The sequence below is a fragment of the Pseudomonas asiatica genome, assembly GCF_040214835.1.
In the GTDB taxonomy this organism is placed as follows: Bacteria; Pseudomonadota; Gammaproteobacteria; order Pseudomonadales; family Pseudomonadaceae; genus Aquipseudomonas; species Aquipseudomonas putida_Z.
Window position 1 is genome coordinate 3,494,393 of sequence record NZ_CP157874.1, and the last position, 22,501, is coordinate 3,516,893.

15 protein-coding genes are annotated in these 22,501 nt (G+C 63.8%); 7 read left to right on the forward strand and 8 right to left on the reverse strand.

The window, feature by feature from the left end; genetic code table 11:
- Window positions 1-60: 60 nt before the first annotated feature.
- The 4 genes from ABNP31_RS15595 to ABNP31_RS15610 form a co-directional block, all read right to left on the reverse strand.
- The gene (locus ABNP31_RS15595) at window positions 61-2,313 is read right to left on the reverse strand and encodes an ATP-binding protein (RefSeq protein ID WP_350012489.1); all 2,253 of its coding nucleotides are present in this window, start codon (window positions 2,311-2,313) and stop codon (window positions 61-63) included.
- Window positions 2,310-3,086 carry a substrate-binding periplasmic protein gene (locus ABNP31_RS15600; RefSeq protein WP_238066495.1) on the reverse strand — a complete coding sequence of 259 codons (777 nt, stop codon included), beginning with the start codon at window positions 3,084-3,086 and terminating at the stop codon, window positions 2,310-2,312. The genes ABNP31_RS15595 and ABNP31_RS15600 overlap by 4 nt, the downstream gene beginning before the upstream one ends.
- Window positions 3,083-3,799 (reverse strand): response regulator, encoded by a 717-nt coding sequence (locus tag ABNP31_RS15605; protein WP_012271826.1) that lies wholly within the window; start codon window positions 3,797-3,799, stop codon window positions 3,083-3,085. Before ABNP31_RS15605 ends, ABNP31_RS15600 begins: the two co-directional genes overlap by 4 nt.
- Window positions 3,800-3,874: 75 nt before the next feature.
- On the reverse strand, window positions 3,875-4,519 hold the full coding sequence (locus ABNP31_RS15610) for a TetR family transcriptional regulator C-terminal domain-containing protein (RefSeq protein ID WP_015270774.1): 645 nt from the start codon (window positions 4,517-4,519) through the stop codon (window positions 3,875-3,877).
- A gap of 101 nt (window positions 4,520-4,620) precedes the next feature.
- Here ABNP31_RS15610 and ABNP31_RS15615 point away from each other — a divergent pair, with 101 nt between their 5' ends.
- Window positions 4,621-5,367 carry an enoyl-CoA hydratase gene (locus ABNP31_RS15615; RefSeq protein ID WP_085665129.1) on the forward strand — a complete coding sequence of 249 codons (747 nt, stop codon included), beginning with the start codon at window positions 4,621-4,623 and terminating at the stop codon, window positions 5,365-5,367.
- Window positions 5,368-5,992: 625 nt separating this feature from the next.
- On the opposite strand, the gene ABNP31_RS15620 is transcribed toward ABNP31_RS15615, so the two are convergent.
- Genes ABNP31_RS15620 through ABNP31_RS15630 form a run of 3 tightly spaced genes read right to left on the reverse strand, consistent with a single transcriptional unit; the run spans window position 5,993 to window position 10,165 of the window.
- The gene (locus tag ABNP31_RS15620; RefSeq protein WP_085665130.1) at window positions 5,993-7,048 is read right to left on the reverse strand and encodes a lipocalin-like domain-containing protein; all 1,056 of its coding nucleotides are present in this window, start codon (window positions 7,046-7,048) and stop codon (window positions 5,993-5,995) included.
- Window positions 7,038-9,500, reverse strand: a complete 2,463-nt coding sequence (locus tag ABNP31_RS15625; protein WP_350012490.1) for an ABC transporter permease — start codon at window positions 9,498-9,500, stop codon at window positions 7,038-7,040. The genes ABNP31_RS15620 and ABNP31_RS15625 overlap by 11 nt, the downstream gene beginning before the upstream one ends.
- A complete protein-coding gene (locus ABNP31_RS15630; RefSeq protein ID WP_350012491.1) occupies window positions 9,497-10,165 on the reverse strand; it encodes an ABC transporter ATP-binding protein in 669 nt (222 codons plus the stop codon). The genes ABNP31_RS15625 and ABNP31_RS15630 overlap by 4 nt, the downstream gene beginning before the upstream one ends.
- A 343-nt stretch (window positions 10,166-10,508) precedes the next feature.
- On the opposite strand from ABNP31_RS15630, the gene tssG reads away from it, so the two are divergent.
- From tssG to tssJ, 3 genes are read left to right on the forward strand one after another with little or no spacing between them, the layout of a single operon-like run.
- Window positions 10,509-11,519 carry a type VI secretion system baseplate subunit TssG gene (gene tssG / locus ABNP31_RS15635; protein WP_350012492.1) on the forward strand — a complete coding sequence of 337 codons (1,011 nt, stop codon included), beginning with the start codon at window positions 10,509-10,511 and terminating at the stop codon, window positions 11,517-11,519.
- Window positions 11,516-12,085 (forward strand): FHA domain-containing protein, encoded by a 570-nt coding sequence (locus ABNP31_RS15640; RefSeq protein ID WP_085665134.1) that lies wholly within the window; start codon window positions 11,516-11,518, stop codon window positions 12,083-12,085. The genes tssG and ABNP31_RS15640 overlap by 4 nt, the downstream gene beginning before the upstream one ends.
- On the forward strand, window positions 12,082-12,864 hold the full coding sequence (tssJ, locus tag ABNP31_RS15645) for a type VI secretion system lipoprotein TssJ (protein WP_350012493.1): 783 nt from the start codon (window positions 12,082-12,084) through the stop codon (window positions 12,862-12,864). The genes ABNP31_RS15640 and tssJ overlap by 4 nt, the downstream gene beginning before the upstream one ends.
- Window positions 12,865-12,982: 118 nt before the next feature.
- Here tssJ and tssM read toward each other — a convergent pair whose 3' ends face one another.
- Window positions 12,983-16,645: a type VI secretion system membrane subunit TssM gene (gene tssM, locus ABNP31_RS15650; protein ID WP_350012494.1), complete on the reverse strand. Its 3,663-nt coding sequence runs from the start codon at window positions 16,643-16,645 to the stop codon at window positions 12,983-12,985.
- A 293-nt stretch (window positions 16,646-16,938) separates the two neighbouring features.
- Here tssM and tssF point away from each other — a divergent pair, with 293 nt between their 5' ends.
- The 3 genes from tssF (at window position 16,939) to ABNP31_RS15665 (ending at window position 22,499) form a co-directional block, all read left to right on the forward strand.
- Window positions 16,939-18,702, forward strand: coding sequence for a type VI secretion system baseplate subunit TssF (tssF, locus tag ABNP31_RS15655; RefSeq protein ID WP_350012495.1), 1,764 nt, complete (start codon window positions 16,939-16,941; stop codon window positions 18,700-18,702).
- Window positions 18,703-18,717: 15 nt separating this feature from the next.
- Window positions 18,718-19,521, forward strand: a complete 804-nt coding sequence (gene icmH, locus ABNP31_RS15660; RefSeq protein ID WP_025338729.1) for a type IVB secretion system protein IcmH/DotU — start codon at window positions 18,718-18,720, stop codon at window positions 19,519-19,521.
- A gap of 242 nt (window positions 19,522-19,763) precedes the next feature.
- Complete coding sequence (locus ABNP31_RS15665) at window positions 19,764-22,499, forward strand: type VI secretion system Vgr family protein (protein ID WP_350012496.1); 2,736 nt, start codon at window positions 19,764-19,766, stop codon at window positions 22,497-22,499.
- Window positions 22,500-22,501: the final 2 nt, after the last annotated feature.

Consider the following 22,501-nt stretch of genomic DNA (forward strand, 5'->3'; position numbering starts at 1 on the left):
ATGTAAGGTGCCGTTGTACGAACGGATCGAAGATGTAAAAAGTCGTAAGTTTTTTGTACGTCAGCTCTGGATCAGCTGTTCCAGGGTGACGCGGGCCTGGGCGAGCTCGGTGGCCAGCGGCGCGCCGAGCGCTTTCAATGCCTGTTCGTCATGCTGCCGGGCAGCGTCCTCAAGGCGTCGCAACAACGCAGCCAGGCCAGAAAAACCCAGGGAGTCGCAACTGCCGGCCAGACGGTGGGCCAGGTGCAGCACTTCGGTAAAGTCCTGGGCAGGCAGCGCCTCGGCCAACGCCGTGGCGTGATGTTCCAGCGACTGGCGCAGCACCTTCAACAGGCCTTGCAGCTTCTGTTCACCCAGCAGCGAGCGGTGGGTGTCCAGCAATGACCAGTCCATTGTCGCGTCGACGCCCGCCACTTCAGCGGGCGCCGCTTCGGCCAGCGCCCGGCGCAGGTTGTCCAGCCGCAGGGGCTTGGCCAGCACTCCCTGCATGCCGGCATCCAGGTACCCTGGCACTTGCCCCGGTTGCACGCCAGCCGTCAGTGCCAGGACCCGGCTGTGGCGGTTCGGCCCGGGCGTGGCACGCAGTTGCCGGCACAGCTCCACCCCGCTCATGCCGGGCAGGTGCACATCGAGCAGGATCAGGTCGAAGCGCCGCTGTGCGCAGGCCAGCAGGGCTTGCCCGGCGTCCTCGGCAAAGCTCACCCGGTGGCCATCGCGCAGCAGCAACCCACCGGCCACCTCGCGGTTCAATGCCACGTCCTCGACTACCAGGATATCCAGGCTGGCCAGGGGCGAAGGGGCTGGTGAGTTGGCCTGCACTGGCTGCCCGCGAGCCATGTCGAGTTCGAACCAGAAGCAACTACCCTGCCCTTGCACGCTGTCCAGGCCAATGCAGCCCCCCAGTTTTTCCACCAGGTGCTTGCAGATCGCCAGGCCCAGGCCGGTGCCGCCGTAGCGCCGGGCCACCGCCTCGCTGGCCTGGACGAAGCGGTCGAAGACCCTGGCCTGCACAGCCGGCTCGATGCCGATGCCATTGTCGCTGACCGACACCCGCACGCGCTGCGATCCCTGGTCACTGGCCAGTACCTGCACCGCAAGCCGCACCTGGCCGTGTTCGGTGAACTTGATGGCGTTGGCCAGCAGGTTGCTGAGCACCTGGCGCAGGTACTGTTCGGCACCGTGCTGGTACTCGGCCAATTGCTCGTCGATGTCCAGCTGCAGGGCGTCGCCATTGTCCCGGGCCATGGGTTCGAGCAGCGCCAGCACTTCCTGGCACAACTGGCGTAGCGAAAAACCGACCAGCTCGGCGCGGCTCTCGCCCTCCTCGAGGCGGGCGAAATACAGCACCTCGTTGAGAATCGCCAGCAGCCCCTCGCCGGCCTTGTACAAGGCCTCGACGCGCTGGCGGTCGGCCGCCTCCAGCCGGCTTCCGCGCAGCAGCTCGGCCATGCCGAGTATGCCGTTGAGCGGTGTGCGCAGCTCATGGCTCATGGTCGCCAGGAAGCGTGACTTGGCCAGGTTGGCGGCTTCGGCCTCGTCCTTGGCCCGGGCCAGGCTGGCGGTGCGCCGCTCGACCATGGCCTGCAGTTCGTCGCGCTTGTCCTGCAACGCCAGGCGGTCGCGCTCGCGGCGCTCGATGTCACTGAGGATGGCGCGGCGCATGTCATCCAGGGCATTGGCCACGGTGTCGATCTCGTCCGGGCGCGTCGAGGTGCGGCGCCCCAGGCGCAACGGTTCCTGCCACTGGCCGGCGCCAATACGCCGGGCGAACTCGGCCATCACTTGCAGGTGGCGGGTGACCAGGCGGTAGAACAGCCCCGACAGCGCCACCGCCAGGCCACACAGGAACACGCCCATCCACAGCAGGCTGGCAAGGCCAGTGGCATACAGGCGCCTGTGCACCGCGCCCAGGTCGATGCTCACTTCCAGCTCGCCCAGATGCCTGGCCGGCCCCGAGGGCGGCTGGTAATCGAGGGGGAAGCGTTCGATGCGCAGCGGCCCCTTGGGCTCGGCGGCGCCACGCAGCAGCTGGAAATCGTCGCTGACCAGGCGCACCCGGGCGACATCGGAAAAGTCCACCAGGCCGCGCAGTTGTGTGTCCAGCTGTGCCTCGTCCAGGTCCCACAGGCTGCGCTCCAGGCTGGCCAGGTAACCGGCGCGGATCAACGCCATGCGCGCCTCGATATCGCGCATCTCGCGGCGGTACTCGAAATACAGCTGCACCGAGCTGGCCAGCACGGTGAAGCACAGGCTGAACAGCAGGATGAACAGCAGCAGGCGGCGCAGCAAGCCATCGGTGCGCAGGCGGATCATCGGGTGTCCGCCGGCAGGTTGACCATGTCGCGGTAGGTCACTTCGCTTTGCTCCAGCCAGCGCTCGATCTCGCCGGCCTGGTTCATGCGCAGCAACTGCGCGTCGATTTCGTCCATATGCTGGCTCAAGGGCGATTGCCGTGATATCGCAACGCGCAGGTAGTCCACGCTCAGGGCCGTGGGCAATACGCGGATGTCCTGCGCCCCGGGCAGGTTTTCGATGAACAGCTGGCCGGTGCGCCGCTCCTGGATCACGTAGTCGATGCGCCCACGGATCAGCTTGCCGAAGTTCTGCTGGCTGGACGACACCCGTTCGATGTTCTGGTGGCGGGCAACGAAGCGGTCGAAATCGGCGCCGTAGCTTTCGCCGTACAGCAGGCCGCCACGGTAGCTGGCCAGGTCCTCCAGGCGCTGGAACTGCACTGGCCGCAGGCGGTTGTAGAACACCGCCACTTCCTCACGCACCACCGGCACCGTGGAAAAGCGCATGCGTTGGTCACGCTGGTCGCTGTTGTAGGCCAGCACCACGTCCACCCGCCCGGCGGCGGCGTCCATCAGGCAGCGCTTCCAGTTGCCCAGCACCACGGTCTGCACTTCGTAGCCCATGCGCGCGAACAGCTCTCGCACCACGGTGGGGGCCAGGCCACGCACCTGGTGGCCGTCACTCCAGGAAATCGGCGGGTACACCGGGTAGTCGCAATAGCGCACCGGCTGCCTTGCACTGGCTTGCACGGCGAACAATGCCAAGGCCAGCACCCAGGCGCTGCGGGTCATGCCGCCACGCTGGCGGTGAACAGGTAGCCGGTGCCGTGGATGGTGATGATCAGCTGGGGCTCGGCCGGGTCGTCGTGCAGCTTGCGCCGCAGGCGGCCGACCAGCACATCGATGGAGCGGTCGTTGGGCACCCACTCGCGGTTGCGGATCTGGTCCATCAACTGGTCGCGGCTGAGGGTGTGGCCGCTGTTGCGCAGGAACACGCTGAGCAACTGGAACTCGCCATGGGTCAGCAGGGTTTGCCCGCCACGGGCGTCGATCAGGCGCCGGCGGTCGGTGTCCAGTGCCCAGTCGGCGAACTGCTTCAGCGATTGCGCGCAGGCCGGCGCCGGGTGCACCTCGCGGGCATGGCGCACGCGGCGGATCAGGTTCTTGGCGCGGGATACCAGTTCGCGGGGGTTGAGCGGCTTGATCACGTAGTCGTCGGCGCCGCATTCCAGGCCGACGATACGGTCGATGTCGTCGTTGCGGCCGGTGATGAGGATGATGCCGACCTCCGAACGTACCCGCAGCTCGCGGGTCAGGGTGAGGCCGTCCTTGCCGGGCAGGCGGATGTCCAGCAGCACCAGGTCGACATCCTGGCTGCCGAGCAGGGCTTCGGCCTTTTCCGCGGTGTCGGCGCAGTGCACGTCATAGCCTTCCTGGGACAGATAGGCCTGCAGCAAGTCACGAATAAGCGGATCGTCATCGACGATCAATACCCGAGGCGTCATTGCGTGTCGTCTCTTTTTTTTATTGGTTTGTTCTACACACTCGCGACAGCAGCGTACTCGTTACTGAACAGGCGATCAACAGCCCTCCGGCAGGCTGAAGCGGCGCCGGCCACCGGCCTGCAGGCCATCGACCCAGGCCTCGCAGATCAGCACGCCCTGCTCGGGGGTGAAGGTACCGGGGTTGAGCCCCGACTCCAGCCACAGGCCATCGAGCAAGGCGCTCAGGCTGATGGCCGCCAGGTCGGCATCGAAACCCTGCCAGCCCTCCTCCCCGGCCAGCGTGGCCAGCAGCCCGCTCAGTTCATTGCGGTATTCGCCATAGGAATGGTCATGCACCTGGTTGATCGCATCGGCGGTCTTCACCGCGCCCCAGAACGCCAGCCAGGCGTCGAGCAATTGCGGGTCGAGCAGCTCGGCGCAGAACGAGGCGCGGAAGAACGCCGACAACCGCTCGCGGGCATTGGGCGCGGCCTGGGCCATGGCCTCGCGCAGCAGGCCCATCACCCGGCCGGTGACCGCCATGTAGGCTTCGGCCACCAGCTCATCCTTGCCGGCGTAGTGATGGCTGATCAACCCGACCGAGACCCCGGCCTCGGCCGAAATCTTGCGGATCGACGCGCCCTGGAAGCCATGGCGCTTGAGGCATACCAGGGTCGCCTCGACCAGGTTGGCTTTGCGCAATTCCGGCAGCATGCGGTGATAGCGGGCTTCCTGGTTCATCGGCGACTCTCGGGCTGGGGCTGGGCTGAACGACTGTACAACAAGCCGGACTGCGTGATAAACCCTTGGCACCCATGCCCACAACAACAAAAGCGGCTGCCATGAACGACCTGATCACACGTGACCTGGACCAGGGCCTGCTGACCCTGGCCTTCAACCGCCCCGACAAGCTCAACGCCTTGAACACCGCCATGTACCAACAGCTGGGCGACCTGCTGCTGGCGGCAGGTGAAGACCCTGATGTCGAAGCCATCATCATCACCGGTGGGCCGCACTGCTTCAGCGCCGGCAATGACTTGCGCGACTTTCTCGACAACCCGCCCGCCGACCTGGACAGCCCGGTGTTCCGCCTGATGCGGGTGGTGATGGGCCTGGACAAACCGCTGATTGCCGCGGTCAGTGGTGCGGCGATAGGTATTGGTGCCACCTTGCTGTTGCATTGCGATCAGGTGCTGGTCAGCCGTACGACCAAGCTGCGCATCCCTTTCGCGCCATTGGGCGTGTGCCCGGAGTTTGGTTCCAGCCTGCTGCTGCCGCGCTTGCTTGGCCATGCCCGTGCGGCTCGCCTGCTGCTGGCAAACGAGTTGCTTGATGGCGAACGGATGGTGGCCTGGGGGCTGGCCAATGAACTGCATGAAGACGGTGAGCAGTGCCTTGCAGCTGCCCGGCGCTTGGCGCGGCAGCTGCAAGGCTACCCGCAGGCGGCGCTGCGCATCAGCAAGCGGCTGCTCAAGGACGGCCAACGGGCCGAGCTTGAGGCGACAGTGGCGCGGGAAAGCCGGTTGTTCATCGAGTGCTTGCGCACTGAAGAAGCGCGAGCGGTGTTGCGAGGGTTGATCAAAGATTGAAAGCCTGGGGCCGCGTTGCGGCCCATCGCCGGCAAGCCAGCTCCCACCTCGACTGCATCGACCTCAAGCCTTGTGCAATACCTGTGCGAGCAACTGTCTTGTTCAAATTCCAAAAGTTGGCGCGATTCCCTGTAGGAGCGGCCTTGTGCCGCGAAAGGGGTGCGAAGCGCCCCCAGGACCTTCGCATCACCACAGCATTGCCGGGGCCGCTTTGCGGCCCTTTCGCGACACAAGGCCGCTCCTACACGAGATATGAGCAAGCAAATGCTAAAGGTCGGCCAGCAGGCAATGTGCGGGGGCTAATCAAGAATTGAATAGGTTGACACGGTCCCTTGTAGGAGCGGCCTTGTGTCGCGAAAGGGGTGCGAAGCGCCCCCAGGATCTTCGCATCACCACAGCATTGCCGGGGCCGCTTTGCGGCCCTTTCGCGACACAAGGCCGCTCCTACACGGGACCGCGTCATGCCCGATATATGAACAAGCCGGCCAGCAGACAGTGCCATGCACCGTGTTGGGCTCTTCGCGGGCACGCCCGCTCCCACAGGTAATATGACACGCTCTCGAGCATAGCTCCTTGTGCAACAGCGCAGCCCAAAGGGCTGGGCTCATGGCCGGGATATGAGGTGCTAATAGCCGGTCATCTCCAGATACCCTCGCCCACCCGCACTCCCGGTCAAGCGCACTGGCCCCTCCCAGTACGGGAACCGCGTCTCCATCCAGGCCTGCGACTCCACAGCCTCGACCTGCACATCCACGCCATGCCCCGGCACCTGCACCCGCCATCGCGTCGGCACCTGCTTGCCGTTCTTCTGCCGGGCCCAGGCCAGCGCCTGCAGCTGGATCTGCGCACCCTGCAGTGCTACCACCTCACCCTGCGGGCCAACCCAGGTCCCGGCGCGATACGCCTCCCCCTGCATTTCGCGCACCTGGAACAGCATCAGCCTGGCGCCACTGTCCAGGTGCAGGGAAAACCAGTCCCAACCCGTCTGCCCGGCAGCCAGCGGCTGGCTGCTCCATTCCCGGTCCAGCCAGGCCTGGCCGGTGACTGCAATGCACTGGCCGCCACGCTGCACTTCCCCACTCACCCGATAGAACGGCTGACTGTAATAGTACGAAGCCTGCCCCTTGCCGGACTTCTCGCTGTAGCCCTGGTCCCCGTGCAGCACCAAGGGCCGATCGCTGTGCAGTTGCAGGTCATAGCGAAAGCCGTCACCACCGGCGACCATTTGCAGATGCTCGATGCCACTGCTGCCCTGCAACGACCAGTCATTGATCCACGCCCGGAACGGCTGGGCTTGCACGCCAGCCTGGCCGATACCCCCACGCGCCAAGGTTTCGCCAGACCGATGCCCCCCGGGACCGGTCAACGCCGCGTGCCCCATCCACAGGTTCGGGCTGTTCCAGCCAGCAGTCTCGGGGCCTGGGCGCAGGGCCGAGCGAAACAGCGTCCACTGCGCGCCCCAGTCCCGCCCCTGGAGGTCCTGAAGGTTGGCGGTGACATACCACCATTCGATGCGAAAGCCATCGTGGGCCCCGTGGTCCCGCGGAAATTCCAGGCGATGGCCGCGGCTTACCTGGCTGAACTCGCCCGCCTGCTGCCCGAGCCCGGCATAGCTTTGCTCGGCGGGCTGATCACAGCCGCCCAGCAACCCACACAGCAACAGCCAGGCGCTACGTTTCATCGGCAAACGGCCTCAACAGTTCGCGCGGCTGGCGACGCGCCAGCTGCCACAGTGGCCAGGCGCTGGCCAACAGGCTGGTAAGCATGCCCAGCACGGCCAGGTGCAGAAGTTGCGCAGGGAACACGTAGAGCGGCAAACGCCAGCCGAATGCCTGCACGTTCACCACCGCGACCAGGCACCAGGCCAGCAGGATGCCCAGCGGAATCGCCAGCAGCACGGTAAGGCTGCTCAGCAACAGTGTCTGCCCAAGGCTCAGCCACACCAGGTGCGTGCGCCGCACACCCAGTGCCCACAGCGGCGCCAGCTGGCCCAGGCGGGCCTGGCCCAGGGTCAGCAGGTTGATGAACAGCGCCACGCCTGCCACGCCAAGGGTGAGGCTGTTGAGCGCGGCGGTGGCGGCGAAGGTGCGGTTGAACACGTCGGTCGACCAGCGTTTCAGACGCGCCTGCTCGACCACGCGGCTGTCGTCCAGGGTGAAGCGCTGTTGCAATGCGGCCTCGAGTGCCGACACCTGGTCGCCCACCAGATCGACACTCAACCCGGTCAGGGTTGCCTGTGGCCAGTGCCCGCGCAGCCAGCCGGCATTGACCAGCATGTGCCCCTTGGGGTTGCCGTAATCGGCATAGATGCCCACAACGCTCAGGGCTGGCGAAGTGTCTGCGGGCAGCCTCAGGCGATCACCCAGCTGCAGCTTCAGTCGCCTGGCCAGCTGTTCACTGAGCATCACGGCCTGCCCGGCGGCCAGTTGTTGCCAGGCCTGCTTTTGCTGCGCCAGCAATGGCCAGCGTGTGCGATAGACGGGATGATCGACGATGCCCTGGACCTGCACCGGCCAGCCCTGCAGCTGTGTTTCCACACGCCAGCCGGGCAATACCACCTCCACCGAAGGTTGCTGCCCGAGCCACTCGGCTATCTGCAAGCCCTGGGCGGTATCCCTTGGCGTGACATACAGGTCGGCGGACAGGCGCAGGTCAAGCCAGCCGACAAAGGTCTTGCGAAAGCCCTCGGTCATGCTGCCCACCCCGACACTGGCCGCCAGCGCCAGCAACAGCGCCATCAACGCCAGGCTCAGGGCCGGCAATTGCTGGCGGCTGTCGGCGACGAACCATTGCGCCAAAGGCCGCCGGCAATGGCGCGCCAGCCAGGCCAGCACCCGGTCGAGAAAGGCCGGCAACAGCAGCGCCGCCGCCAGCAGCAAGCCTGCCAGCAGGCCGAACGCGCTGGGCAGGCTGTCGCCCAGCACGCCACAGCCCAGGGCCAGCAAAAGCAACAGGCCGGCCACCATGGCCTGGCGCCGCAACCAAGGCCCCTGGGCCAACCGCCAAGCCTGAGGTTGCGCCAGCGCCAGCAACGGCAAGCGCGCCGCACGCAGTACACTGCCCAAACCCGCCAGCAGCGCCCCCAGCACGCTCACCAGCACGCCCATCAGCCACCACCCGGCGGGCAGGCTCAGCGCCCCGGCGACCTGGGCGCCATACAGGCCGCGCAAGCTGGCGGCCACATCGGGCAGCAACCACGCGGCCAGCCCGTAACCACTGGCCACGCCGGCCAGACCGCCCAGCACCGCGAACAGCTCCAGCTCCAGCACCAAGGCGCACAGCAAGGTTTGCAGGCTGATGCCACAGGCGCGCAGGTTGCGAATCAGGCCGCGCCGCTGTTCCAGTGCCAAACCGATTGCGGCATGGGCAATGAACAGGCCGACGACGAACGCCAGCAGGCCAAGGGCGGTCAGGTTGAGGTGGAAACTGTCGGTCAGCCGCTGCAAGCCGCCATCGTCCTGCCGGGGTTGCAGCTCAAGGTAAGGCGCGATATCCGCCGGCAGCGGCCCCGGCGTGGCAGCCACCAGCAAGCGCGACAACTGACCGGGTGCATGCAGCAACGCCTGGGCGTGGCCGATATCGACCACGATCACCCCTGGGGCCAGCGCTGGCTGTAGAACCAACGGCGGCAGCAGCTGCCCTTCGCTGTCGCGTGCTGAGGCCCCGGGGCCGGCATGCAGCTGGCGCAAGGTGTCCGGCCCGACCCAGGCTTGCCCGGGCATGTCGACAAAGGCCTGCAGATCGAACGTTCCGGGCTGCACACCGGCGATGCTGCTGGCCGGCGGCAGGCTCAACGGCTCGATGCCGATCAACCGCACGCTGCGCGCCGGCTCACCAGCAAAGCGCAAGCGCCCTTCCAGTACCGGCGTCACCGCCCAGCCCAGCCTGCGCAACTGCACGTACAGTGCCTGGTCGAAGCGCTCGCCACGGCGCGGCACCAGTTGCGCCTGCAACGGCCCGGCCAGCACCGCGCTGGCGCGGGCATAGTCGCTGCGTGCCTGGCTGTTCAGCGCCTGCACGCCGGTCCACAGCGCCGTGGCCAGCCACAGGCCGGTGAAGATGCTGAAAAACTGCACGCGATGGCGCCGCCAGTGGCTGAGCAGCGCCAGCAGGGCCAGCGATAGAAGCCTCATCCGCCCTGCTCGGGCCGCACACGGCCGGCCTGCAGGTAACAACGCTGCTGCAAGCGCGCCGCCAGCCGCGGGCTGTGGGTCACCATCAGCACCCCACTGCCAGCCTCGGCGACCAGCTGCAACAGCAGGCTCAACACCTCATCGCTGCTGGTTTCATCGAGGCTGCCGGTGGGTTCGTCGGCCAGCAACCAGGCCGGGCGCCCGGCCAGGGCGCGGCCGATGGCAACCCGCTGTTGCTGGCCGCCAGACAATTGCTCCGGGTAACGCACCAGCAAATCCGCCAGCCCCAGGCGCTGCGCCAGATAGGCCAGCCAATCGGGATCATGCCGACCGGCCAGCCGCGCCTGGAACGCAAGATTGGCCCCCACGTCCAGGCTGCTGATCAGGTTGTACTGCTGGAACACCAGGCCTATGCCCTCCCGCCGCCACAACGCCAGCGACTCCTCGGAACGGCTGTCGAGCGGGGTATCGTCGATCAGGATGCGGCCACTGTCGGCACGGTCCAGGCCGGCCACCAGGTGCAGCAAGGTACTCTTGCCGCTGCCCGACTCGCCCATCAGCGCCAGGCTGCTGCCGCGCGCCAGGCGCAGGTCGACGCCCTGCAGCACGGGGAGCGGGCCCTGGGGGGTAGGGAATGATTTGTACAGTTGCTCGATGACCAGCATCGACGGGCCTTGGTAGGTTCAGGTGTTTTCTTAGGAATAGCAGGTTCATCGCGGCGTGAACGAACACTCGTCGTTTTCCTCGATAAAGCAATTTCCGGCTCTATTCGAAAAGCGGTTTCCAACTTCAACCCTAGATGAACTTATTAAATCCACGCCCCTGAAAGCCTTACCGAAAAGTCAACATAAACAGCCCCGCACCAATAAAAAAAGACACTTCCTACAGAAAGTTCTTTTTATTGGTCGATATCCACTTTCGTACGAGAAAACAATGATCTGAATCAGAAACCATCGACTACGATCTGCATTCACTTTGCACCCGTTAGTTACGGCAAGAGACTCAACCATGGAAAAACCAGTAGTTCTGCACGCCGCTGGCCAGGTCGATATCGCTTTGGAAAGCGCCCACCAGTACGCCTATTTCCAGCTACTGGAATTGCTGTATCACGTACACGACGACGATCTGGAACAACGCCCACTTGCTCGAGAGACGAGACGCCGATTACGGCTGGAAGTGTCCCCCAGCCTGTCTTTCCCTGTTGCCGACGTGTTGCGCGCCGATCGCTTGAAGGACGACCGCTACCGCATCCAGGCAAGTTTTCTGGGCCTGCATGGCACAGACTCGCCACTGCCCACTTACTACCTTGACGAGATCGCCTACGAAAACGCACACGGCATCGGTTTACGCCCGGCTTTCCTCAATTTCTTCAACCATCGCCTTCATACCCTGCTCCATCAAGGATGGCGCAAGTACCGCTACTACGTACGCTTCCAACCGGGCGCGAAGGACGGTTTCTCCCGCTATGTCTTCGCCCTGATCGGCCTGGACGACTCAGCACTACGCGGCGCTACGCCGCTACCCTGGAGCCGCTTGCTCAGTTTCGTGGGAATGATCGCCAGCCGCAGCCGCTCCCCCGGCATGGTAGCCGGCATGATCGCGCATTGCTTCGACCTCCAGCAGGTTGCCATCCGCGAATTCGAAAAGCGCACCGTCTCGATTCCCACTTCCCAACGCAACTGCCTGGGGGCCAGAAACTACCAACTCGGCAACAACTTCCTGGTTGGCGACAGCATCGAGTCACGCAGCAGCAAGTTCACCATTGTGATCACAGGCCTGAATCAGCAGCAGTTCCACGAATTCCTGCCCAGCGGTGACAACTACCAGAGGCTGGCACGGCTGGTGGAATTCCTGCTCCGTGATGTCGGGGCCTATGACCTGGAGTTACGCATGTGCGCCGAGCAAGCCCCACCCTTCAGCCTACGGGCCGAGCAAGGCACCCACCTCGGTTGGACAAGCTTCATCGCCAACCGCAATGACCCCACGCCTCCCCCTGTTCGCATCACGGTACGCACATGAGTACAAATGTTCTCTCCCCCAGCGTCACGCTCACCGTCCTCAACCCGGAAAAACTCTTGCACGGCAGCGAACCGCGGCATCGCTTCGATCGGGCTGGCGGCTCCATCGGCAGTCAAGGTGACTGGCGCCTGCATGATCGCGGCGTTCGCATCCTGCCGGTGCACTGCGAAATCAGCTGGCATGAAGGCCATTTCTGCATCGTTGACCACAGCGGCAAGAGTTTCATGAATGGCAGTGACACCCAGTTGCTTTCGGGTACGCCTGTCCGCCTCAGGCACAACGACAGACTGCAGATGGGTGACTATCAGATTGCCATACACCTGGGCGAGGACGAGGAAGAGCCGCAGCCGCATACCCGCAGGGACCCGCTCTCCGAGGTGGGGGTTGATCAGCAGATGTGCCCGCTGCAGGTACTTGGCGTACCGATTACGGATATCGCCGGATTTTTCCAGGCCTCAATGCCTGGGCCTGTGGATGAGCTTGATCCGTTGGCCTATCTGGACAGGGCCGCACAAGCCCGGGTTGACCCGGCCATAGTCGAAATCTTCGGCAAGGAGGTGCAATGAACAAGCCTGTAGGTTTGCTACTGGCCTGCCTGGCGATCAGTGGCTGTACTTCGATCAGCAAGATCTACCAGGTGGCGATGGATCCGGCTCTGCCTGTCGGTGGCCCCAACAATGACATCAGCCACCTGGCGCTAAGCCTCTACGCCGCAGACCCGCCTGCGCCTGTCAGCCTCGAACCGACAGATTCAGGCACACAGGTACCGCTGCATGGCCACCCGGAACAGCTGGCGGCCAACCTCAGCGCCACAAGTCCTGTCGAGTTGACTGACAAGCTGAGCTCATTGGCGGAGCAGCTGCACCGCAACTACCCCGCTTCTGTCGAGGGCGAGCAAGCCATCGTCGGGCCGAAGGCGCCTGCGGCATTGGCCAGTTACGCAACGCCCCAAACTGCTTTGCCTGAGGAACTCGGCCTGCAACCACAACACCAGGCCCCGTCATCCATCGTTTTCAAGGTACTTCAGCTCCGGGACGATTCGTTGTTGCTGGATGCCACTTATGAGCAAGTCGAAGAAGACCTGGATAAAGCGCTGGGCACCACGCTGATCAGCGTCGATGACTACCGTCTGACCCCTGGCCAGTTCAAGTTCATCGAACACGAAGAAATCAACGAGCGCACCCGCTACATCGCCGTCGTTGCTCGCCTGGGCGATAACCCCAAGGGCCGCTGGAAAGATGCAGTACGCATCCAGGCACGCGGTTACAACCATACCGTACACGTTCACTTCGAGAACAACGCCGTTGAACTCAGGCAAGACAGTGAATACCGCCGTGACAAATGATCCGTCCAATAAAGAAATGAGCATCCTGTGAAGGCCGAACCAGGCACCGGAACAAACAGACAACGAATCCCGACCCAGGCCACTGGTATCAGGATTCTTGGGTGGCCTGCGCCGTGCCCTATCGCCCGGCCACTTCGCTGGCCGTGCCGTCACGCAACAACCGCTGCGGCAGGGCGAACCCTGCAAAGAGCTGGCGGGTGAAGGGGTTGTTTGCGCCCGTGGTGTGAACCTTGTAGCGCGCCGTATCGCCGGCAATCATGAAACCGAGATCGATACTGGTGGATGTACGGGCATTCAGCCCACCGCGGCTGAGCAGGCGGTAGAGCGACCAGGGGCCGTGATAGCCCAGGCTGACAGTGGTACCGGCAACCTGCACCAGGGTGACACGGCTATGCCCACTCTCCCCGGCAGGACCCGGCCAGGTCATGCCGATCGGCTCCTTGCCCCGGTCCGCAAACGCATGCAGCTGCCCATCCAGGTCGAAGACGCTGCCGCGCAAGCCACCGCTGATCGCCAGAGGCTCCAGGCCGAAGCTCACGTTCAGCTCCCCGCGATTGTCGAAAAACGCGTTGCGTATGGCTTCAGCCTGCTTGAGCTGCACCATGACTTCGGGGCGGACCAGGTAACCTTCATCCGCACGGGAGTACAGCGCATCGAGGTTGTCTTCGAGAAACACCGCAAGGTACTGGTCCTGGAAGCGCTTGAGCTGGCCTTGCGGGCCAAAGAAGGCTTCAAAATCCTTGAGCGACACATCCGGCCCGGCCGGGTCGATGGGATAGCGTGAGGCCAGTCGTTCCTGGTAGACGCTGTAAACCTCGGCATCCCAACGCTGCTCCAGCTCCCGCAACGCCATGACCATCAGCACCTGCGAAGTCTGCTCCGCCAGCTGGCGAACATGCCGATTGAGGGGTTCCGGCAGGCCCGTGGCAATGCGCTGAAGGTTGCGAATGGGGTCGGGCGCCGTTTCCGAAAAACGGCTCAACACTAGCGCCAGGGCGGCCTTGCCCCGGTCAGGGCTGTCCTGCACCGCCTTCAGGTAGTCGTGTACAGCGCTGATCGCCTGGAGTGTTTCGTCATGGTAGGACGGTTTGTCACCCCGCACGTCGAGCATCCCCGAAAGCCCCGCGAAAGACCGATAGATGCCCATGGCCTGCATGCGAACCTGCGGATCGGCGTTCGATTCCTTCTCGCTGTCCGCGGCCTGCGGATAGATCAGCGTATTGCTGCGCACGGTTTCCAGCAGCCGGCGTATCGGCGCTGCCGGGCCGCTGACTTGTTCCAGAACACCCAAGGCATGCGCAAGATCGCTGAATTCGGCAACCGAAAACTGGTTCAGCACACGCCGCCAACTGTCGATGTAGTCGGCGCTGTACAGGGCTCGCAGACGCTCCGCCAGGGCCTGGCGGTCCATGTCGGAGTAGTCGAGGCTACGCCGCTCCCCTAGCACCCACTGATCGACCAGGGCGAGGTCGGCCACGTTCTGGCTATGCTGGTCGAAATAGTCGCGAAAGCCCGTCGCCGTCAGTAAAGGTGGCAGGGACAAATTGCCGTCGACGGCCGCCTGGTGATCGCGCTCGGCCAGTGGCCTGTAGACGATATCGAACGCTGGGCCGATCTCGTTGCGCAAATCCAGCTCACCGTGCAATTGCTCCCGAGCCTGCTGCCTCAAGCCGATGTAGACACGCTCGGCCAGCGGCAGCTTGCGCAACTGCTGCTGCGCTTGGGCAACGACTTTCCGATACTCCGGCAGCTCGACATCTGCGTAGGCCAAAGCGTACCTGAGGTGGCGCATCAGCGCGGCCTGCAGCTGGCCCTGGCCCGGATACGCCCTTTGCCACTCGCGAGCCATCCATTGCTCGACCATCTCCGCCCGACGATTACCGCGATCCTCGATCATGCGATACACGCGCAATGCCGCCAACTGCTCGTCGCTACCGGGGGCGGCTTGCTTGACAGACGCTGCCACGCCGCCCGCAATCACCGGTAGAAAGCGCTGGGCCAGGGCATTCAGGTACGCCTGGTCCACTTGCGGGCCAATGGCTTTGCCCTGGTACAGCCCCATATCCGTGAACACGCTCCAACCAGAGCGATAATCGCCGTACAGGCTCACGGCATCACGGATCTCATTCAAGGGCAGCAGCAGGCTGCGCCCGGTCAAATCATCCTTGGCGTCCGTGCTGGTGTTGCTGAACGCAAGGCTTTTCTCCAGCACCTGCTCCGCCTTGTCACGGTTGACGCTGTAGAAGTACGCCCAACCACCGGCCATGGCCAACCCGCACACACTCGCCGCCACGGCGCCGCCCTTCAACAGGCGGCCCTTGCGCCGGGCGACCTTGCGGTTGTCGCCCGCCAGGCCGGCCTCTGGGTAGACCACGCGTTGCAACAGCCGCTGCGCGAAATACACCACGGAGGTGCCTTGCGGCTTGGTCGACAAAGCCGGGGCAGCGAAGGCAAAGGCGCGGGCAGAAGCATCCGCCAGCAGGTTGCGCACTTCGCCTCGCTGGTAGACCGAGGAAAAGTACAGGCCACGCACCAGGGGTGGGGTGCTGTAGCGGTCACTGACCAGTACATCACCAAGGAAATTCAGCAACATCTCCTGCGCCCCGCTCAGCTCCCGAAGCAGCGAGCAGGCGCTCTTGCCCGTGGTGCCAGGCGCGCCCACGGTAGCGCTCATCAGTTGCCTGCCGAGGCGCCCCAGGAAGCCCTGATAGGCTCCCTCCAGCTCCTGCAGCCAGGCATCGAAGTCCTTTACCGAACCCAACGTGAAGGTAAAGCCCTGCACCTCTTCCCGCTCACGGGCCGGGAGCGCGGCGAACAGTTCCTCGAAACCGTCCAGCAAGTCGAACTTGCTCATCACCACGTACAGCGGCAAGCGCGTACCCAACTCACCGCCCAGCTCCGTCAGGCGCGCGCGCAGCATCAATGCCAGGTCACGTCGCGCCTTCGCCGATCGCCCGAACAGGTTGACCATATCCACCAGCAAGACCACGCCATTGAGTGGCCGTCGGCTGCGGTTCTGGGCAAGCCAGCCAATCATGTGCCGCCACAGGCGTCGCTCGACGCCCGCCGGCAGGCCTGTGGGCTCGGCCAGTTCTCTCCCTTTCAGTGCCGCCTCCTGCACAGCTGGCAGGGTGTTGTTTTCGCCCCCCTCCTCCTTGATGGGCTTGACCACATACGCCGGGCGCTCAGGCTGGCTGATGAACTCGCCCGGCGGATCGATCAGCACCGCGTCGTCACCTACCCACCAGTCGATGCCAAAAGCCAGGTCCGGATCCGTACTGGCCCGCTGGGTGGCGCCATCGGTGCGGGCGAGTGCAAAACGCTGATCCGAACGGCTGACGAAGCTCGACTTGCCCGCATTCTGTTCGCCAAGGATGAGGTACCACGGCACATCGTAACGGTGCCCGCGGCCACCTTGGCTGTCGCGCAAGCGGGCCAGGCTGCTGTCGAGGGAGCGCTGCTGGGCCTGCAGATACACCAGGCACGGGTCTTCCACCTCGCGCCGCTGCCGTTGCTGTTCGCGTACGATCGAGCGGTTGCGCCGATGCACCCACGCGCTCCATGCCAGCAATGGCAGCATCACCAGCAGCACGGTTGCCGCAATCCGCACCGGCAGGTCAACCAACGGTTGCTGCTCACGCCAACGCCATTCAGGCCCCAACCACCATAGCCAGACCACTGCGGCAGCAACGCCGAGCAGTACCACACCAACAACTACCGGCATTGCCTGACGCTGCACCAGCGATACACCGCGCAGCAGACTGTCCTTGTTCACTTTCATAGCGGCAAACCTTACCGACTGCATATCCGAATGATTTAAGGCACCTCACAGTGCACACTGGCAAAAACAGTAGCAGCATTGAAAAACACTGTTCAATGATATCAAGCAAGAAATACCAGCTAACACTTTTCTTACAGACGCCGGTGACTTTCCTGAATTATGAAATAAAAAAGCACTTGCTCCAGGAAAGTTAACAACCCATCAACTTGTGGGAACTTTCCTACAAATAAGCCATGCACACTTTTCATCAACCCCGGCACATGCCACCAGATAGAGCGTCCAACGCGATAAACATGAAGTTCAAAGACTGGTTCATGCAGGAGCAGCAGACCCTACGGGAATTGGGTGACGACTTTGTCGAGGACGACCCGCGTCTGGCGCCTGTCCTCGGTCGCACCGCCTCGGACCCGGCCAGCGAGTACCTGATGGAACACTTCGCCTTCCTGACCGCTCGCCTGGTCATGAAGATCGAAGACCATCTGCCCGAGCTGACCCACCCGTTGCTGCAGCTGCTCTACCCCAATTTTCTGCGCCCGCTGCCGAGCATGACACTGATGCAGTTCCAGCCTGTCGACCACGCGCTGAGCGAAACCCAGGTGCTGCCCAAGGGCACCCCTGTGTTCAGCCGAGCCGTTGACGGCGTGAGCTGCGAGTTCCGCACCTGCGTGGACCTGGCTATCGCGCCGCTGGAAATTCGCAGCATCACCACGCAACCCAGTGCCGAAGCACCGGTAGTGCGCATCGACCTGGGCGCCTTGTCCGAGCAGCCGCTGCGGCAGATGAAGTGCGACCAGCTGCGGTTTCATCTGGCTGGCAGTAAACGCAATGCGCTCACCCTCTACCAGTGGCTGGCGCAGCACCTGGACAAGCTCAATCTGCATATCGGCCAGCACCGCTTTGCGCTCCCCCCCTCAGTGGCCTTCGTCGGTTTCGAGGCAAATGAAGCGCTGCTGCCCAGCCCCGGCGAGCAGATGGATGGCTACCGCATCCTGCACGAATTCTTCTGCTTCCCGGAGCGCTTTCATGGGTTTCGCATCGACGGGCTAGGCAGCTACTGGCCTGACGAGGCCGCCGTTCATATCCAGCTGGAGTTCGGTTTCAGTGCGCCCCTCCCGCCCGACATACAGATCGACCAGACAACGATCCTGCTCAACTGCATCCCTGCCATCAACCTGTTCAGTTGTACGGCAGAGCCCATCCCGTTGAATGGCCAGGCGCTGTGTGAAACCGTGCGAATGGGGCGCCAGGGCGGCAAGAAAGGTGAAATTTTCAGCATTGATCGGGTCAGCAGCCAACGCCAGAAATCCAGCGATCACGTACAGGACTTCAAACCCTTCGAGGCCCTGGACCGCGACTTCCCGTTGGCCGAGCCGACGCCCGCCCGCTACTACAAGCTGGACATCGAGCAGGAACCCGTCAATGACAAGGTGCAACACAGGATTAGCCTGGTGCACCACAACCTTGCGCCCTACCTTGGCCTGCACGAAGAACTCAACATCGACCTTACCTGCAGCAACGGGCGCCTTGCGCAGCAGCTCAGGGTTGGCGAAGTCGATGTGACCACCCAGGACACCCCCTCGTTCGTCACCTATCGCAACCTCACCCGCCCCACCCGCAGCTACCCGCCGATGCTGCAGAGCGGTGGCCAAGGTGAACGCCACTGGGTGCTGGTCTCCAACCTTGCGCTGAACAACCTGTCGCTGTCTTCTCCTGCAACCCTTGCCGCGGTACTGCGGGTTTACGACTTTGTCGCCGCCCATGACCTGCAGCAGGAGCGCAATACCACCCAGCGCCTCGACGCCATCAGACAGGTGGGCAACGAGCCCTGCGATTGGCTGGTCAAGGGCGTGCCGGTTCGGGGCATGCGCACCACCCTGCACATCGACCCTGCCGGCTTCGAATGCGAGGGTGAGGTGCAGCTGTTTGGCAACGTGCTGTCCCACTTCATGACGTTGTACGCCAACAGCAACTCATTCCATCAACTGCAGATCATCAACACCGCCAACGCAACCCGCCAGCTATGGCCCGCCCGGACCGGGCGGCAGCCGGTGATGTGACCAGGAGGTCCCCTCATGAACAACGCGCCCGAGAAAGACTTCGAGAACACCCGGGTAGACGCCCGCGCCGCTCCCCCGCTCAGCGAACTGTTCCCTCATGTCGACGCGCTGGGGTTCGACACCCGCTCGAACACCACATTCCCGCTCTTCGACATCGCCTCTCCCCTGTTCGGCCTGGTCATCCGCCTGGAAGGCACCGAACACTATGACCACGTCGAGCAGTTGCATGCCCACGTCAAGAACATGATCCACGGCATGGTCGAGCAGGTACGCCAGCTTGAACACTGCGACGAAGGCGACCGCGTGGTGTTTTCCTACTGCTTGTGTTGCGTGGTCGATGAAGCCGTGATGACCACCTCCTGGGGGCGCGACTCGTCCTGGAAGGCCCAGTCCTTGCTCAGCGCCATCCATCAGGAAACCTGGGGTGGCGAGAAATTCTTCAGCGTGCTCGAACGCTTGCTGGACGCCCCCGAACAGCGCTACGACCTGTTTGTGTTCCTGTTCTGGTGCCTGGCACTGGGCTACCGCGGCAAGTACGCCAACCAGACCAATGGCGATGAGCAACTGGCCGCCTGGCTCAAGCGGGTCCATGACCGGATCGTTGAACTGCATGGCCCCGAAGCCGAATCGCAACCCCTGACCGACCCTCTGGCCAATGTCGCGCCCCGGCATTACCGCATGAACCGCCAACTGCCCTGGTGGACGCCCTGGGCCGTAATGGGCGTGTTCTGCACAGGCCTGTATTTCTACTTCGCCACCAAACTTGACGGCATTACCCAACAAGTACTGGCATCACTGCAGGCGATGCTGCAGCCATGAACTCGACAACATAGAACTGACATGACGCAACAGTCACTGTGCCGATGGGCGCAGCAAGTAAAACGTTGCCCGAAACAAGATAGATCCTGCATTTAGCGAAACTTCCTACAAGTTTTTAGGAAGCAACTTTCACGACCAGGAACGGATTCCTCATTACGGTCGTGAGCACAACTAATGCCTCGCGTCCTATGACGCGTCCGGTTTCATGAACCTGCCCGATGGGACGAACCGCAGGAGTACGCATGAGCAACCTGAATGATGTGCGCTTTACCTTCAGTACCCCAGCCGACGAAGCCATTCAGTTTGATGTCGTGTCATTCGAGCTGACCGAAGGCGTCAGCCAGTTGTATCGCCTGGAAGTCGAACTGGTGAGTTTCGCCGACGATGCCGACTTCGCCACCCTGCTCGACCACCCCGCGCTGCTGACCATCTGGCAGCAGGAGCAACCGGTGCGTCACGTACATGGCCTGATCAGCAGCTTCGAACAGGGCAAGACCGGCCACCGCCGCACCCGCTACCGCGCCATTGTCGAACCGCAGCTGGCCCGCGCCGGCCTGCAGTCGGACTGGCGCATCTTCCAGCACCGCCCCGTGCCGCAGTTGCTCGAAGAACTGTTCCGCGAGCGCCGATGGGGAACGCTGACCCAGTACCTGGTCAACCCGCACCAGACGCGTGAGTTCTGCGTACAGGCCGGTGATCTGGACCTGGATTTCTTCTGGCGGCTATCGGCAGAAGAAGGCCTGATCTCGGTCTTCGAGCACAGCCAAGGCAGCCATGGCGTCATCCAGGCGGACCAGATCAGCCAGTTCGGCAGCCTGGAAGGCGACCCGGTGCTGTACGTGGCCAACCGGGGTGGCACGGCGCGCCAGCCCTGCCTGCATGACTTCCGCTATCGCGAGCAGGTACGCACCAGTATCCAGGTCCAGCGCGACTACACCTTCACCCACCCGCGCTACAACCTGGAACACACCCTGTACCCCAGGGACATGGGCAACCAGGGCAACGAGTACGAGCGCTACGACTACCCCGGCCGCTACAAGCACGACAACGCCGGCAAGCCGTTTACCCAGACCCGCGTCAACGCCTTGTTCGGCGATGCCCGGGTGGCCCAGGTCAAAGGCGACGACGCGCGCCTGCAGCCGGGCATTGCCTTCCAGCTGGCCGGCCATGCCCGTGAGGACATGAACATCCTCTGGCGGCCGATGCAGATCACGCACAAGGGGCAGCAGTTCACAGCGCTGGAAGAGGATGCCGCCGAAGCTGAAGTCGGCACCTCCTACACCCTCACCGCCACCTTGATTCCAGCCCGGGTCGAATGGCATGCCCCTGCTTGCCCCAAGCCCGTGATCGACGGCCCGCAGATGGCCAAGGTGGTCGGCCCGCCCGGCGAGGAAATCTACTGCGACGAGCACGGCCGCGTGCGCGTGCAGTTCCCCTGGGACCGCCTGGGCCAGGACGACGACAAGAGCTCGTGCTGGGTGCGGGTGACCCAGGCCTGGGCCGGTGCCACCTGGGGCCATATGGCCATACCCCGCATTGGCCAGGAAGTGGTGGTCAGTTTCCTCGACGGCGACCCTGACCAACCGATGATCACCGGGCGTAGCTACCACATCGTCAACCGCCCGCCGTATCGCCTGCCCGAGTTCAAGGCGTTGAGCCCGATCCGCAGCAAGGAGCACCACGGCAAGCGGCATAACGAACTACGCCTGGACGACACCACCGGGCAGATCAGCGCGGCGCTGATGAGTGACCACGACCACACCGCGCTGCACCTGGGTTACCTGACCCATCCGCGTCACTTCGGTGGCCAGCCCCGTGGGCAAGGTTTCGAGCTGCGCACCGATACCCACGGGGTGATCCGCGCAGGCGGCGGCCTGCTGCTGACCACCGAGCTGCGCGCCCGCGCCGTCCAGCACCACACCGACCTGGCCGAAACCGCCGAACGCCTGCAGACCGCACAGCAGTACCACACCACCTTCGCCAGGGTCGCCCGCGACCACCTGGCCCAGGAAGGCGGCGATCAGGATGAGGTCGGTGAAGCGCTCAAGGCACAGCACGACGCCATCTGCGGCTACGGCGGCAACCCTGAAGCCAACCGGTTTCCGGAACTGGCCGACCCGCAGCTGGTGCTCGCCAGCCCGACCGGCATCGCGACCACCACCCCGGAATCCACTCACATCGCCAGCGGCGAACACCTGGGCCTGAGCACGGGTGGCCACACCAGCCTGGCCATCGGCAAGCGCCTGCTGATCAGTGCCAGCCGAGGGGTACGCCAGTTCGTCCAGAGCATGGGCTGGCGACTGGTTGCGGCCACCGGCGACATCGACCTGAAGGCGCTCAAGGACAACATCAACCTGCTGGCCAAGCTCAAGGTGAGCGTCACCGCCGAACGCATCACCCTCAGCGCCAAGGAAGAACTGGTCATCCAGGGGGGCGGCAGCAGTACCACCTACACCGCAGGCGGGATTGTGCATGCCACGGCGGGCACCTACACCGGGCACGCGAACGGCTTCTTCTACAAAAGTGCACAAAGCCAGACGGCCACGTTCCCGGACGCGCCCAAAACCGACAAAGGCAACCTCGACCTTTTCCGCAACTATGCCAACAACCGCCCCTTGAAAGGCTCCGGGTACCAGGTAGAGGACGCGCTGGGCCAGGTCCTCAAAGGCACGCTGGACGAACAAGGATTTGCGGCGGTAGCAGCTGTAAGCCCGGGCCCCACAGCCGTTGATTTCGAGAAAGACCCAGCCGACCCATGGGTAGCCGGCAGCTACTTCGGCAACCTGAGAAAGGACTTTTCAGGCCCGGCTGCAACGCTGACGCTACCTTCCGCCCTGCAGGGCACCGAAAACCTCGCGAAGCACGCGGCACAAGCGTTCAAGGCCCCGCTCGACGCCATCGCCCCCTCGGCACCTCTCCCTTCCCGGCTCGGCACTGCCAGTGCCTTGGCTACCTCACTCGTCCGGGAAGGGAATTGAAA